Source organism: Paenibacillus sp. FSL L8-0158 (assembly GCF_038592965.1).
Classification (GTDB): domain Bacteria; phylum Bacillota; class Bacilli; order Paenibacillales; family Paenibacillaceae; genus Paenibacillus; species Paenibacillus polymyxa_D.
On sequence record NZ_CP151949.1, the window covers coordinates 2070542 to 2086106 of the forward strand.

Sequence of the window (15565 nt, forward strand, 5' to 3'; positions counted from 1 at the left end):
CATTATACTACTGTATTACTTATAACCGTCAGAAAACCGTTTTTCCCAGCGGTATCCATTAACTGATTAATGGATTTTCTGGCAGTATCGTTAAACAAATACCACTCATCTTTCGATACGTCATGAATTAAAATCTCTGGGTATTCTGTTGAAAGTTCAGATGGAACAGGACTTATTAAAGAATACATATCAAAACGAGCTAATCTTTTCCCTTTTTGGTCTAAGAAATCGTATTGTGCATTTTTATAATAAGACCCAAGTGTGTCAATAGTGAATCTCCAAGAGTAGTTTGCAGGTGCTTCGACCTTTTCACCTTTGTTTTTTACAAAAATATTATAAATGGTTTCATTATATGCATTGCCATTAATTTGCTGGACTACGCCGCCCATAAACATATGGTATTCATGTTGCAATGCTTTTACCTGTACACCGTTTATGAACAATGGTTTAGTATCAATAGTCACTGCAAAGTTGCTGTAATTGACATTGCAGCCAAACGCCTCTGCAATAAAACGAAGTGGAACATATATACGATTATTTTTCGTATATGGTTTTACATCAATCAGTATCTTTTTACCATTTTTCTCTGCTGTGCTTCTGTTTATTGCTAATTTTACTTTCATATCGCTTTTAGCGAGAATAACCTCGAAATTGGACCATTCGACGCTAGCCCCCAAACTTTCACTAATAACACGTAGAGGTACCATTGAACGGTTGTTCTTCATTTCGGGCTTCACATCGGATGTAGTAGTCACACCGTCAACTTTGATTTGATTTTCTGCTGCATAAGTAGTGGATGATGAAATAAATAAAAAGATTGCAAGAAAAACCCAAAAGAATGCTTTGTTCATGAATGATTGCTCCTCTTTTGATTAAATTTGTTGTTCAGTAACTTTTCCCCATATTAAGACGCGACTGGATAAAATTTGTTGTGCTGTCTTGTCTGTTAACTTAACGTAACAACCTGTTTGTACTATTATTTAACTTCCGATATTTACCAACGAAAAACTTCTAACCTTCGCGAAGGATTATGTCGATAACATTGAATATTGTTCATAAATTTTATGAAAGCAAATCCTTAGGGGGGAAGTTAATGAGAAAACAGCTAAAAGTTGCGATTTCTCTAGCATGTTTAATTATGTTTATAGGTTGTTCAGCTTCACCATTATCACAGCAGACGACCAAGATTACACTTTTGAATTCTAAATCTGAAATAAAAACCCAATTAGAGGAAGTAGCAAAACAATACAATCAAGAGCACCCTGAAGTATCTTTAGAAATTATAACCGCTCCTGAGGGGACGTCTGCATATCAAAAGCTGATGTCGATGTACGGATCAGGAAGTCCAGCTACCATGTCGATGCTTGATCCAGGCGACACGCAGACATTCCTGGATAAAGCTATTGATTTAAGTAAAGAAAAGTGGGTAGCCGATACGATAGAAAATGGACTTGATACCGTCAAGAAAAATGATGCTGTACTGGGGTTTCCATTTGCAGTTGAAGGCTACGGATTAATTTACAATAAGAAAGTACTGGACAAAGCAACAGGGGGGAATTTTGATGCTTCCTCGGTAAAAAGTAGAAGCAGCCTGAATTCATTAATGGCTAAAATTCAGAGGTCGGGAGTAGCACCGGACATGCTTTCACCAATGGACTGGTCTCTCGGCTCTCATCTTTTAGCTCTGTCTTATTCTGTTCAACCTGGGGGTTTTCCGGAGTTTGTTAAAGGTATGCAGAATAACTCTATCGATATGTCCCAGAACAATGTAATGTCTGGATGGGTACAAACTTTAGATCTGCTCAAGGATAACAACATCAATAATCACTTGCCTTTGGACAGTACGTATGAAGATGGAGCCAAAGCTTTGGGAGAGGGCAAGGTAGGGCTTTGGTTTATGGGCAACTGGGCTTGGAATGGAATAAAGAGCAATGATACGGCTAATGAGGAATACGGTTTCTTGCCCCTTCCGTTAAACGATAATACGGATGATCCTAACAATGCTAAGATCACAGTTGGTGTGACAAAGTATATATTCATCGACTCCACAACTACCACACCTCAGCAGCAAGAGGAAGCAAAGAAGTTTTTGAACTGGCTGGTATATGAAAAGTCCGGACAAGAACTTTTGGTTAACAAGGCCAATGTTATACCGGCGTTCAAGAATATTGACTTGGTGCCTACCGATCCTTTGAGTAAATCGATCAAGTCATATATGTCGAGCGGAAAGACGCTGCCATTTATAGCAACCCTTCCACCTGATCATGGGGGCATCACAGGAGCATCTATCCAAAGCTATATCAGTGGAAAGATAGATAAGGCCGAGTTGTTGCGCCAAATACGCATATACTGGAAAGCTCAGCAGGAATGACACGAGACCAGTCACGGGAGGAAGATAAGGGTGTTTAAATTAACGTTAAAGAAAAAAATAATTAGTGCAGCGCTCATACTGGTTATCGTACTGTCCCTTTCAAGTGTAATAGGCGTCATTAAGATGTCGGAAATGGGGGAGGCTTCCGATAAGGTAAATAACAGGTCTTTACCTGCGGTTATTCTTCTTCAGGGTATGGATAAGCAGATTACAGAAATCGATAGACTCACCGTTCGAATGATACTCGAAGAGGATGCTGCCGTTCGCAGCACTTATCAAGAGGAACTAACCAAAGCTACAGCTTCAATGGATAAGAGTGTAAATAAATATCAAAGTTTAGCCTCTACGGCAGAGGAAAAAGAACTGTTCACCAACTTTTATGGTCAGTGGGCAATGTATCTTCGCCATCTCAAAGTGGTTTCCGCTGCAATGGAGGAAAACGATAAAGTGATGGCCTACATGATCATACATGGGAACACTGCAATTTATAAGGCGGCATTAGATGACGTTAATAAATTGAAGCTACTCAATGAGCAGTATGCCACGGACGCTGCTAATCAATCGAGTGATTCCTACCATTCAGGTAAACTGTTTATGATTTCGCTGACTATCATATGTACAATCCTTGGCATTATCGGTTCTTTTTTACTGGCTCAATCGTTCACTAAGCCCATATTAAAGATAGCGGAACAGATAAAGCTGGTAACGAGGGGGGACCTGCAAGTGGAACCCCTTAGTATCCGATCCAAAGATGAGGTCGGGGAACTGGCATCTGATTTTAATGAAATGTGCGATGCACTGCGCAACCTTTTAAAGGAAGTTGTGGACAATTCCTTACTGGTTGCCTCTACGGCTGAACAGTTAACGGCCAGTGCGGAACAGACAAGCATCGCTACCGAGCAGATAGCTATAAGTGCCACTCAAGTCGCAGAGGGATCTCAGACACAGCTTGCAGATATAGCTGAAACGCTGAATTACACGGTAGACGTTTCTAAAAGTGTAGAGAACATAACCAATCGCTTTGTGAATGTGGCAAATCTCACAACCCAAGCACAAGAAAAAGCAAACAACGGAAAAACCCAAATGTCTTCTACTGTCTCTCAAATAAGAGATGTGCATACCAAGGTAACTCAATCCGCTGAAGTGGTAAATATACTAGGAGAAAAGTCTGCGGAGATCAGACAGATCACAGCTATGATCCGTGATATAGCAGCTCGAACCAACTTGCTTTCACTAAATGCGAGTATAGAAGCTGCGAGGGCGGGAGAGCAGGGAAAAGGGTTTGCGGTTGTTGCTTTTGAAGTACGCAATCTGTCGGCACAAGCAAGTGAAGCAACGGGCAAGATCTCTTCTCTGGTTAACGAAATTGCCTTAAGGACAGATGAAGTTGTGATTTCAATGAATGAAGGTGTTCAATCTCTGAATGAAGGCATGATGCTTGTCGAAGGTGTAGGTAACGTTTTTTCTGAGATTGTAGGTGCCGTTGAAGAAGTGAGCGATGAGGTGGACACTGCGGCTGTAGAGGCAAGATCCGTAAATGAAGGGACCGTTTCTATGGTGGAATCGATGAAGAAAATTGCTGAAATCTCCGAACGTGCAGCAGATTCTACTCAAACAGTCGCAAGCGTAGTCGAGGAAACTACTGCATCCATGCAGGAAGTGTCTGCAGGTGCTAACATGCTTGCCAAGAGGGCGGAAGAGATGAATCAAACGGTGTCAGTATTCAAGATTTAAAATAAGCTTTAAATCAACTGGAGTTAAGAGCGGCAGCCTTGGACGAGAAAAAAGTCCTAGACTGCCGCTGTTTTGTTAAGCTCAAACCATTAGATTACGAATGAACTGCTTCAGCTTTTTTCGTTGCTCTTTTCAGATCCTGTTTACGGCGTTCTTCCAGATACCGCTCCCCATTCTTCTTGTCTGCTGTCAGTGTAAAGCAGGATATGATGGTGAATAGGCCTGCAATGGAACCCAAAATCACATAAGTAATCGGGAAATTTAATACTTCATACATATGCCCGACAATGGGTGAGAAAATGGAAACCACCAGGGAGCCCATAAACAAATACAGCAGGTACATGGTGGAGGACAAGCGCTGGTCAAAGTTAACGGTAATGTACTTGAAGATGGCTACCAGAATAAGCGGTTTCTCCAGAGAGTGAATCATCTTCATCGCAGCTACCCATATAGAACCGAATGGCAGCGAAGAGCCGATAATACGCAAAGACATAATCGACCCGGCAATAATTAATGCCCATTTGGCGGTCGTTTTGTTCACAAACCAAGGGGTAACGAAAAGGAACACAAATTCCAGGAAAACCTGCACAGCGCTCAAATCGCCAAGGAATTGATTTCCTTCCGCTTTGGAACTGAACTGCGATACGAAGTATGTGGCAAACTGTTGGTCATATACCTCATAAATTTGGGTCACGCCAACCATGAATAGCATAAGAAACCAGAACTTTGTGGTACGTACGAGATGCAGCACATCAATGAGCTTCAACGATTCTGTTTTCTGCTGCTCCTGTCCAGAAATTTCGACTTTGGTCAGGAAGATGCAGATCATGGCAACAACGGCAGATACGGAGGCAATCCAGAAGGTCAGATTTACATTGATATTGATGACCCGTCCCGCAACAAAAGTAGCCGCCGCCCACCCGAGTGAACCCCACATACGAACCCGTCCGTATTCAAAGCCATATTTACGCGAAACTTTGTCCATATACGAATCGACGACACCGTTACCTGCATTAAATACCAGGCCGATAAATAGCGCACCAACAATGGCACCAATGACGAACTGCGTTTGAAGCAATGGACCGTATACATAGATAAAAAAGGGTCCAACGAGCAAAAGGATTGTAAAGAGTATGTACAGCAGGTGTTTTCTCAAGCCCAACTTGTCAGATAAGTAACCGAACAAGGGCTGCATGATCAAGGCGACGATTGAATTAGCCGCGTATAGAAATCCCGTGTAGGTTTCTGAAATTTCCAGGCTTTGTCCCAGCCAAATGACAAAAAAAGACATGGCGGCAGACCATGTAAACAGATAAGCGAAGTTAAAAATACTCAGAGACCAATAGTTGCGTTTTGCCAAATTCGTCATGTTTAAGCACCCCTTCAAATTATAGCCGCTCAAATTATTTTCAACGTCAATATGCATTGTTGTACTATTAATTGTAAGGATTATTCACTTGCTTCCATAGGGCATTTTCCCAAGATTTCCTGTGCTTATTACAATCAGTTGATGATTCGATTAAAACGGCAGATTATGTATTACTCTTTCGAATAGAGATGAAGAATATGATGATTTTAAAGAAATCTAAAATGGAGATACGCTGTTACATGGGTGTTTGGAGTAATTAAAAACTTTTACGAGACCTACCGTGTGTGTGTAACTACATCTGTGTCTTGTAAGAAATAAGTCCTACGTGTAAAATTCTCTTATAGTTCATTATGCTCACTAAGTAGGAGGAGAAATATAGGGTAGCCTCATAAATGCAAATGCAAGGGGATGAAATGATTCATTTTTGCAAGTACAAAGTTACTTGAAACAGTGATCATATATAGAGTATTGTGTAACGATGAGTTAAGACGAAATCCGCTTATCTAAAGGCACAGGTTATCACTAGGTTCAATAGACATTGCTAACATCCAGATAGAAGCAGGATGCGAATCAAGAATACGGACAGTTTATGGCTGTCCCTGATTGATGCTGATCATTTTAGATCGAAGTGAGCATTTTTTGTGGAAAGCATGAGTTTACATACTCTAGGCAATCAGATACCGTTCTTTGAATGCAACAATTGGCTACGTTCCTATTAACATATATTATAAAAATTAAAAGAAAACGAATAAAAACAAAATGTTGTGAGTTCGTGGTTGGAGGATTTATTATGTCTAAAAGTGTTTCTACGTCCTTTATTATCATTATAGGATCAATGCTATTTGCCTTATTTTTTGGTGCAGGGAATCTAATCTTTCCACCTATGCTTGGGCAAATGGCCGGAAAGAATGTATGGATAGCCAATGCGGGTTTCTTGGTTACCGGTGTCGGCTTACCATTACTAGCCGTCACAGCCTTTGTTTTTTCGGGCAAAAGCAATTTGCAAACTTTAGCGAGTCGTGTACATCCTGTATTCGGTCTTGTCTTTACAACAATCCTTTATCTAGCCATCGGGCCTTTATATGCAATTCCTAGAACCGGTAGTGTGTCATTTGAAATTGGAGTAAAACCTTTTTTTTCAGACAATGCAGATCATCCTGTCGCACTTTTTGTATTTACTATCCTTTTTTTTGCAGTTGCATGTTTGTTGTCACTTAATCCTACAAAAATTATTGATGTCATCGGAAAGTTCCTAACACCCATTAAATTGACATTCATTGGATTACTTGTGATTGTAGCTATTATTCACCCAATAGGAAAATTCCAAGAACCTGCGGAGGGTTATACATCCAATGTCTTTTTTAAAGGCTTTCAAGAGGGTTATTTAACATTGGACGCTCTTGTAGCCTTTATTTTTGGAATTATCATTGTGAATGCAATTAAGGATAGAGGGGTTACTACAAAAAAAGAGCTGATGATCATTTGTGGCAAAGCGATAGCAATTGCGATTATACTCTTAGCTTTTATCTATACGTCTCTTTCATACATGGGAGCTTCTAGTGTTGAGAAATTGGGCATTTTAGGAAATGGTGCTGAGGTATTAGCTAAGGTTTCCTCCTATTATTTTGGATCTTATGGATCTATTCTATTAGGCTTAATGATTACAGTAGCGTGTTTAACGACAAGTGTGGGGCTTATCACTTCCTGCTCTTCCTTTTTTCATGGTTTATTTCCCAAAATATCCTACAAAAGAGTCGCTCTCATGTTATCTATATTTAGTACCCTTGTAGCCAATATAGGTTTAACACAGCTCATTAAGGTTTCAACGCCAGTATTAATGGCAATATATCCTATTGCTATTTCTCTAATATTTTTAACTTTTTTACATCCCGTATTTAAAGGAAAGTCAGAAGTATATCAAGGCAGTTTGATATTAACCTTTATCATTAGTTTATTTGATGGTTTGAATGCTGCTGGAATAAAAATTAATGTAATTAATGATTTTTTCACCCGTTCTCTTCCATTATATAATGTAGGGTTAGGGTGGTTAATTCCCTCTGTTTTGGGAGGTGTAGCTGGCTACATATTTACTAAATTAAGAGGAAGAAAAATAATTTTAGTACTTATGAAGCCCAAAAAAAACAAATGATTTATCCTATGCATATTAGTCTGTTATATAAGGGACAGCAAGCGCCTGATCTGCTTCGTGCTGCTTACGGTACTGCGAAGGGGTCAGGCCTTTCCATTTTTTAAAGGTCGCAATAAAATAGCTTAGATTGTCAAAACCAACATCCAGCGCAATATCAACCACTTTGCGATCACTTTGCTCCAGCAACCTGCAAGCCTTTTGAATCCGATGATAGTTGATATATTCTACCGGGCTTTTCTGAACCATCTGCTTAAAAAAACGGCAAAAATGCCCCTCACTCATTCCAATCTCATCTGCGATTTCCCGTAAACGTATAGGCTCATGAGCATGACTGTTGATATACGCCAACGCTTTTTTGATCCGTTCAACTTTGTTGCGTTGACCCGCCATAATCACATCCTCTCCGTTAGCGGGGGTCATGTGTGGGTACAGGCAGGCGATCATGCTATAGAGCTGTGCCTTGGTCGCCAGTTCACGGGCAGGCGCATTCTGTTCATGGCTGGTGATAATGTGTCGCAATGCAGCCAGCACCTCTTGCTCCCAGGGCTGCACGCCGCGAATGTGGGGGGGAGGGACAAGCTTTTTACTGATAAATGGGTCAATAAACTGCGTCTGCACCGTATCTTGCGTGCGGCTGTGCAGTATGTCGGGGTGAAACACCACCGCAGAAAATACGCAACGAGCGCTTTTTTGTAAATAACCTGCGTGAAGCTCGCCGCTGTTGACAAAAAGAGCTTCACCTTCGTTCACCTCCGTATAGACCATATCCGTCTGAAATACGGCGCTCCCCTGTTCCACTACGATAAACTCCATCTCCTCATGCCAATGGGATTCCAGTACACTATTTCCATTTAACTGCTCTACGCTCGGATATACGCTGACCGGATACATGGGATTGCCGTGAATGCGGTTTTCCCGCAACATTTCCCTTTGCATTTCTATGACTCCTTTTCTGCTAACTGATTTATATAGAAAACATCAAAATACTGATATAATACGTCAAAATAAAAGAAGTAAACCCTTACATAAATCAATATTATTATAGTAAGGATTTCGAAAAAATCCAACAAGCGATTTGGAATCAAGAATATAAAGATTGAGACGGAGGAAGGAACAGATGAAATTTACAGATGGCTATTGGTTGGTTCGCAAGGGCTATGAAATACAAAATCCTGCTGAAATCCGTGATATCGTGACGGACGATGCTTCCATGACGGTATATGCAGCAACCCACCGGATCGAGCACAAAGGAGATACACTGAACGGAGCGTTGCTGAAAGCGACCTACAGCTCGCCTATGCCGAATGTCATTCAGGTGCGTCTGAACCACCATAAGGGACGGGTGCATCTGGGACCGAATTTTGAAATTCACACCTTGCCAACAGAGGTGGACATTACGGTGGATGAGGACGCAGCGGTACTGAAAAGCGGCGATCTGAGTGTACGAGTCGGCCGTGGGAAGAGCTGGGACGTAGGCTTTTATGTCGAGGATCGCAAAGTCACAGGCAGCGGACATCGGGGACCAGGCTATATTACAGACCCGCAGGATCAGCCTTTTTTCCGGGAACAGCTGGAGCTGGGCATCGGTGAGTACGTATACGGACTTGGAGAGCGTTTCACTCCGTTCGTAAAAAATGGCCAAGTGGTTGATATCTGGAATGAAGATGGCGGGACCAGCAGTGAGCAGGCATATAAAAACATTCCATTTTATCTATCTAATAAAGGGTATGGTGTGTTTGTCAACCATCCGGAAAAGGTATCCTATGAGATTGCATCGGAAAATGTATCAAAGGTTCAGTTTAGCGTCTCCGGCGAATCGTTAGAGTATTTTATTATTGGTGGAGCTAACCCTAAAGAGGTACTGGACAATTACACCAAGCTGACGGGTAAGCCAGCATTACCACCAGCCTGGACCTTTGGTTTGTGGCTGACCACTTCGTTCACAACAGATTATGATGAAGCGACAGTGAACCATTTTGTGGACGGGATGGCTGAGCGGGATCTGCCACTCTCGGTATTCCATTTTGATTGTTTCTGGATGAAGGAATACCAATGGTGCGATTTCCAGTGGGATCAAGACATGTTCCCAGACCCGGAAGGCATGCTGCAAAGATTGAAGGCAAAGGGTCTCAAAATTTGTGCATGGATCAATCCGTATATTGCTGAAAAATCCATTTTGTTTGATGAAGGTATGGAGAATGGTTATCTGGTCAAAACCGCAGATGGTGGCGTGTGGCAATGGGATATGTGGCAGGCGGGGATGGGGCTGGTTGACTTCACGAATCCGGCTGCAGTCGCCTGGTACCAGGATAAGCTGAAGGTGTTGGTAGATCAGGGGGTAGATTGCTTCAAAACTGATTTTGGCGAGCGCATCCCTACCCATGTGGTATATCATGACGGATCTGATCCAATGAAGATGCATAATTATTATACGCATTTGTACAACAAGGCTGTATTTGATGTGCTGGAGGAAAAGCTGGGTAAAAATGAAGCCGCGTTATTTGCACGTTCCGCTACAGCCGGGGGGCAACAGTTCCCGGTTCACTGGGGAGGAGACTGCTCGTCGACGTATGAGTCGATGGCGGAATCCTTACGAGGCGGTTTGTCGCTTGGTTTGAGCGGCTTCGGCTTTTGGAGCCATGATATTAGTGGCTTTGAGTTAACGGCTGCGCCGGACGTGTACAAACGTTGGGTACAATTTGGACTTCTGTCCTCCCATAGCCGTCTGCACGGAAACGAATCCTATCGCGTGCCTTGGCTATTTGACGAAGAATCAGTGGATGTGGTGCGTAGCTTTACAAAACTCAAATGCTCGCTAATGCCATACCTGTATCCTTCTGCTGTGGAATCCTCGGTAAAGGGACTGCCGATGATGCGGGCTATGGTATTGGAATTCCCGCAGGACCCAACCTGTGCAACACTGGATCTGCAATACATGCTGGGGGATTCCATTTTGGTAGCCCCAATCTTTAATAAAGAAGGCAATGTACAGTATTATGTACCAGAGGGTCAGTGGACAAATTTGCTTACGAATGAGAGCGTGTCAGGTGGTCGTTGGGTTAACGAGCATCATGATTTTACAACTTTGCCTGTGCTCGTGAAGCCGAACACACTGTTGGCAATCGGTCATGAGGACAGTCGTCCGGATTATGATTATGCTGATCAAGTGGCGCTTCATTTGTTTGAGCTTGGTGAGGGGCAACAGGCTCGAACGGTTATCGTGAATACCTCAGGTGAAGAAGAGCTAACGGTTATTGCCAGCCGCAAGGATTCTGTCATTAAGGTGAAGGCAGAAGGTGCTGTTAAACCATGGTCGATCGTCCTGCGCGGTATCCACGAGGCTGTTCAAGTGGAGGAAGGCAGCAGCCAGCCGGGAGAACAGGGTGTAATCATTACACCAGCTTCCAGCGGACAGCAAGAGCTTACTATTCACTTGGGCTAGGTAAGGCGCTAGAAAGTGGATGAAATATGTCACAATGTAGCGATTATATGCAAAGAAAGGGCTTGCCTGATCCAACAGGCAAGCCCTTTTTGATGCAGATTTTTGAGAGAATCCGTTGCAACTTTTAGCATCGGGTATCTACTCCTATCCATTGTGCTGGAGTAGCAGCGGTACAATATACTGCCGGAAAATATCCACAGGAGTCCGTTTCTTTTTAAATTTATCGGCGGTAACGACAACAACCATGTCATACGACGGGACGACAACAATATATTGCCCCCCAAAGCCGAGAGCGTAAAAATAGTCCGTTTCAGTTCCTGTCTCTGTTCCATCTGAAAAGGAAGAAGTCCACCAGTGCCATCCGTAAAATGCTTTTTGTGGTTTGGCAGCAGGAAGAAACGGATGGGTTGAACATCGGACCGTCTCTGCTTGGATGATCTGCCGTCCTTCCCAGCCTCCTTCATTCAGGTAAAGCCGCCCGAATTTGAGCATGTCCATTGGCCTGAGATGCAGTCCGAAGCCTCCCGTATGAGTGCCCTGAGGATCGGTTTCCCAATGGTAGCTTTCGATACCGAGCGGTTGGAATAATTGCTGCTCGGCAAATTCAGCAACTGTTTGTCCAGAAACATGACGTAGTATGGTGGCCAAAAGTTGAGAACAGCCAGAACTGTACTCCATTCGCGTGCCTGGCACATCCGATAATGGCTGTGAAAGCACAAATTGCACCCAGTCTGACGTTTTGCTCATGGTAGGAAAAGAATTTTGTCCGCCAAATTCCGTCCAGTTAAAGCCTGCAGACATCGTCAGCAGATGTTCAATCGTAATATCACGCTTACGAGAATCACTATCTGTGGCCAACTTGGGAAAGAATTCGAGGATCGGCGTCTCGGGTTTCGGTCCCCGTTGCTGGTTCATAGCGATACTAACTAATGCAGAAACAACGCTTTTGGTACAGGAATTTATTTTATAGAGTTCGTTAGCAATTTGAGGTTCACGATAGTAATTCATGACCATGTTACCCTGCTGCTCAATAAGGCAGCTGCGGGTTTCCAACTCGTTAAGCACGTGAATAAGCGGTTTGAGTTCCAGACTGTTCATGCAGATCCTCCTTGAGGCTTATGGCATTCCAATACATAGTATATCATTTTTTTATAGTCAAAATTCGAAGAGTACAAACTGAAAATAGTCATTTCCCTAATTTTGAATTTTTTTGTTTTTTGATATTAAAAAAGATATATATGTTCACTGAATAGACACAAATATATTTAAAAATCTATACACTATTTTCTATTTCATTCAAAAAAACAATCGAATAAAACGATATATAGTAAGTTGGACATTTTATTCAGAAATAACTGGGGGACCGATTCATGAATTTAACGATTAAGGCCAAAATGATTCTTAGCGCGATACTGATCCCGAGTGTGATTGCAGCTATGCTGCTGACCAATTACATTTTAAGCGTACATAGTGAGAATGAGTACAAGGATATTATGAATCGTGAAGAGGCTATTGCGTATAACTCGAAGTCTCTTCAATTTTTGTTAAACGGCATATCTAATGATGAGCGGGCATATTTGCTAACTCGTGATGAACAGTATGGGAAAGAGATCGGAAACAAGCAAAGTGAAGTTGTAAAGTTGCTACAGGAAACAGAAGCTCTGCTTAGTACAGGCAATGAGGATTCTAGTAAAAAGATGACTGATCTCAAGACGGGGATTAATACCTATATGAATCAAGTTCATCGTTTACTGACTACAGCGGGGTATCAGAGTACAAGAGATGATGGTTTCCCGCCATTTTCTGATTTGCTCGATGATTTTGAAAACGAACGGGTGTTGCGCAAGCAACTTGATACCAAGGTAGTAGCCTTCGTCAAAGCTCAAGAGGATATGGTGACGGTGAAAGTACAGCAAGCGCACCAAACGATGACGAATACATCCTTGATTACGAGTATTGTAGGACTTCTAGTTATCATTTACAGTATTTTTCAATCCATCGTTCTGATTCGTTCAATTCGTCCATTACACCATATGAATGAGCAGCTGTTGGAAATGTCTGAGGGTGGGGGAGATTTGCGTAGCCGACTGGATATTACGTCCAAAGACGAAATCGGTATGATTGCAAGCTCCTACAACAAGCTTATTGAGGGGTTCCGCAGTATTATAGTGGATGCACAGGATACGGCGCGTACATTAACCGTAACCGCAGAGCGGGTTAGCGTAAGTACAGAGGAAATGAATCAGGCCAATCGTCATACTTCCGGTGTAATGGAAGAACTAGCGGCTGGTATGGAGCATCAGGTTGATGATATCACACAAACTACAGATACCGTGAAAGAGCTTGCCCACGAACTGGAGCATATTGCAGCTACGAGCCAGCAGGTATATGAGTTGTCTGATACAGCCGCTAAAGATGCAGAAGCAGGGGAACAATCTATAGGTCAGGCTATGCGTCAGATGGAGAAGGTAAGCGAAAGTGTAGACAGCTCTGCACGTGCTGTACGTTCACTTAGTGAACAGGCCGAACAGATTGGCATGATTGGAGCTGTTATTACTGGAATTGCTAAACAGACAGGAATGCTGGCGCTCAACGCGTCGATTGAAGCGGCAAGAGCCGGAGAGCAGGGCAAAGGATTTGCAGTTGTAGCCTCTGAGGTAAGAAGATTGGCCGAGCAGGTATCGGTTTCAGCAGCAGAAATCACACAATTTGTGCAAAATATTCAGGAGCATGTTGGAAATGTCGCTTCCAGTATGCAGACAGGGACGGTTGAAGTGCAGTCTGGCGTAAAGGTCATGCAATCCGCAGAAACCGCATTTCGTCAGATTGGGAGTTCCATTCAACAGGTCAGCGAACAGATTCACAGTGTAAACCGGTCCGTAGAACAAATGTCCGGCGGATCCGAGCGAATGGTGGAAGCAGTAGAACGAATTCGTGAAGTAGCAGAGCAGTCGGCAGGGGGAACCCAAAGCGTCAGTGCGGCGGCTGAAGAGCAACTGGCTTCCATGGAGGAAATCGCATCATCTATTCATACACTGGCGGATATGTCGCAACTGCTGAATGCAAGGGTCGGTGGATTTAAAGTATAGCCGCATAAAACCTCACCAATGTAAACACAATAACATCTGTTGAACGAATCAGAACAGCTGTGTTATTACTTTTGCAAAGGTGGTAACGGGATGCAACAAAATAAAGGGAATCTGCTTGCGTTAGGTTCCATCCCGCTGATGATGACGCTGGGTAATTCCATGCTGATTCCTGTGTTACCGGAAATCGGACGTAAGCTACATGTAAGCTCTTTTCGGATTAGCATGTTGATTACAGTATATGCGGTGGTGGCCATTTTACTGATACCGATTGCGGGCTATCTCTCCGACCGATTTGGCCGTAAGGCGGTGATTGTTCCCTGTCTGATTCTGACGGTGATTGGTGGGGGAATTTCTGCGGCAGGAGCATGGCTGCTTCACGATTCGGCAGCATACTGGACCATTATTGCAGGCCGTCTGCTTCAGGGTGCGGGAGCGGCAGGGGCTTTTCCTATAGTCATTCCGCTTGTGGGTGATCTATACGAAAATGAGGATGAGGCCAGTAAGAACCTGGGGGTCGTCGAGACTTACAACACATTTGGCAAAGTGCTAAGTCCGATACTCGGTGCCGCATTGGGAGCTGTTCTATGGTTTTTGCCACTGGCAGTGATTCCAGGCCTCTGTCTGATTTCGCTCATTTTGGTGCTTTGGCTGATCCATGTGCCTAAGCGTAACAACCAACCGATTATGTTTCGGGAGTTTGTGGGAAATGTGAAGCGAGTGCTTGCCGAAAAAGGACGCTGGCTCTATGCTATTTTCGCTATGGGCGGCATTTGTATGTTTGTCATTTTTGGCGTCTTGTTCTACTTATCCGACATCTTGGAAAGTCGTTACAATCTCCATGGAGTGTGGAAAGGTTTTGTGTTAGCCATTCCACTGATTTCCCTCTGTCTGTGCTCTTATATAGGAGGCAAGGTCATCGGCAAGCACAAAAAGCGCATGAAGTGGATCGGTTTTAGTGGTTTGGCCATATTGACGATCAGCTTTGCCATTCTCGGATTTATCCAAAATATTTATGCGGTGATCGGACTGTTTACGTTAGGGGGCGGCGGAATTGGGCTCGCACTGCCTTGTTTGGATTCTCTCATTACAAAGGGAATTGAAAAAGAGGAACGCGGAACCATTACTGCCCTCTATAGCAGCATGCGCTTTGTCGGGGTATCACTAGGTCCTCCGGTTGTATCTTTGCTGCTGGGCAGCAGTGGACATGGTCTGCTCTTTGGCGTGATGGCCGCAGTGGGAGGCATTGCAGCTCTGCTGATGCTGTTTGCGGTCAGACCCAAACAGGATGAACCCACAGATGACAAATCCACGGACCGTATGAGTGTAGATGAGGAGCAAACAAGCGTGTCCCGAGAAAAGCCTCTTTCTCCCAAGCTAAGACGCAAAACTCCTGCGAAATAAATGAAAAAGC

The 15565-nt window shown here is 43.3% G+C and carries 10 protein-coding genes; 6 read left to right on the plus strand and 4 right to left on the minus strand.

Annotation, left to right across the window (positions count from 1 at the left end):
- Positions 1 to 2 precede the first annotated feature (2 nt).
- On the minus strand, positions 3 to 851 hold the full coding sequence (locus NSQ68_RS09570; RefSeq protein ID WP_342428691.1) for a copper amine oxidase N-terminal domain-containing protein: 849 nt from the start codon (positions 849 to 851) through the stop codon (positions 3 to 5).
- A gap of 242 nt (positions 852 to 1093) precedes the next feature.
- On the opposite strand from NSQ68_RS09570, the gene NSQ68_RS09575 reads away from it, so the two are divergent.
- Positions 1094 to 2371 (plus strand): ABC transporter substrate-binding protein, encoded by a 1278-nt coding sequence (locus NSQ68_RS09575; RefSeq protein ID WP_342428692.1) that lies wholly within the window; start codon positions 1094 to 1096, stop codon positions 2369 to 2371.
- 30 nt (positions 2372 to 2401) lie between these two features.
- Positions 2402 to 4105, plus strand: a complete 1704-nt coding sequence (locus NSQ68_RS09580; protein ID WP_307349672.1) for a methyl-accepting chemotaxis protein — start codon at positions 2402 to 2404, stop codon at positions 4103 to 4105.
- A gap of 94 nt (positions 4106 to 4199) precedes the next feature.
- Here NSQ68_RS09580 and NSQ68_RS09585 read toward each other — a convergent pair whose 3' ends face one another.
- Positions 4200 to 5474, minus strand: a complete 1275-nt coding sequence (locus NSQ68_RS09585) for an oligosaccharide MFS transporter (RefSeq protein ID WP_307349674.1) — start codon at positions 5472 to 5474, stop codon at positions 4200 to 4202.
- Positions 5475 to 6264: 790 nt separating this feature from the next.
- Here NSQ68_RS09585 and brnQ point away from each other — a divergent pair.
- Positions 6265 to 7623, plus strand: coding sequence for a branched-chain amino acid transport system II carrier protein (brnQ, locus tag NSQ68_RS09590; protein WP_342428693.1), 1359 nt, complete (start codon positions 6265 to 6267; stop codon positions 7621 to 7623).
- Between the two features lie 15 nt (positions 7624 to 7638).
- Here brnQ and NSQ68_RS09595 read toward each other — a convergent pair whose 3' ends face one another.
- Positions 7639 to 8559, minus strand: a complete 921-nt coding sequence (locus NSQ68_RS09595; RefSeq protein WP_342428694.1) for an AraC family transcriptional regulator — start codon at positions 8557 to 8559, stop codon at positions 7639 to 7641.
- A gap of 181 nt (positions 8560 to 8740) precedes the next feature.
- Between NSQ68_RS09595 and yicI the strand changes: the two genes are divergently transcribed.
- Positions 8741 to 11065: an alpha-xylosidase gene (gene yicI / locus NSQ68_RS09600; protein WP_342428695.1), complete on the plus strand. Its 2325-nt coding sequence runs from the start codon at positions 8741 to 8743 to the stop codon at positions 11063 to 11065.
- Between the two features lie 144 nt (positions 11066 to 11209).
- Here the strand turns inward: yicI and NSQ68_RS09605 are convergent, their stop codons facing one another.
- Positions 11210 to 12163, minus strand: a complete 954-nt coding sequence (locus NSQ68_RS09605) for a serine hydrolase (protein WP_342428696.1) — start codon at positions 12161 to 12163, stop codon at positions 11210 to 11212.
- Between the two features lie 272 nt (positions 12164 to 12435).
- Here NSQ68_RS09605 and NSQ68_RS09610 point away from each other — a divergent pair, with 272 nt between their 5' ends.
- Both NSQ68_RS09610 and NSQ68_RS09615 read left to right on the plus strand, forming a co-directional pair.
- Entirely contained in the window at positions 12436 to 14154 is a 1719-nt protein-coding gene (locus NSQ68_RS09610) for a HAMP domain-containing methyl-accepting chemotaxis protein (protein ID WP_342428697.1), read from the plus strand.
- A 90-nt stretch (positions 14155 to 14244) separates the two neighbouring features.
- On the plus strand, positions 14245 to 15555 hold the full coding sequence (locus tag NSQ68_RS09615; protein WP_342428698.1) for an MFS transporter: 1311 nt from the start codon (positions 14245 to 14247) through the stop codon (positions 15553 to 15555).
- Positions 15556 to 15565 lie beyond the last annotated feature (10 nt).